The 446-nt window shown below is 64.1% G+C and carries 1 pseudogene; it reads left to right on the forward strand.

Annotation, left to right across the window (positions count from 1 at the left end):
- Positions 1–435, forward strand: a pseudogene (locus EOA24_RS40805) (transposase); the annotation flags it as partial.
- Between the last annotated feature and the right edge of the window lie 11 nt (positions 436–446).

A 446-nucleotide genomic window follows, 5' to 3' on the forward strand; every position in this document is an offset into this window, starting at 1 on the left:
GCCCACATCATGCGCACCGGGTGGTTCCGACAGGCTCATAACAAGTCTGAAAGCTGCTACCGAACCGAGCTTCTGCTGACACACCGCCGCAATCTGAAGGGCCAAGTTCCTCGACCTGGAGAACGCCATCCGCCATTCGCTGAAGGCATTCGGCATCCGCCTGAGCAAGGTCGGGCGAGGGGCTTTCGAGCAGGCGGTGAGCGCCGCGGTGGCGGAGATCCGCTGTCGTCCGAGCTGATGGACGCCATGCTGCTGTCGGCACGCGCAGCAGGCAGTATTGCCGGCTGCACGATCTCGTCGTCAAAATGGTGGCCCACAGCGAACTGTGCCGACGCTTCATGGCGATCCCCGGCGTCGGCCCCCGTCACAGCACTTTCGTTCATGACGGCGATCGACGATCCGTCGCGCTTCCGCCACTCACGCGACGTCGCGGCCTAGCCTGACGT

This window comes from Mesorhizobium sp. M2A.F.Ca.ET.039.01.1.1, from assembly GCF_003998035.1.
In the GTDB taxonomy this organism is placed as follows: domain Bacteria; phylum Pseudomonadota; class Alphaproteobacteria; order Rhizobiales; family Rhizobiaceae; genus Mesorhizobium.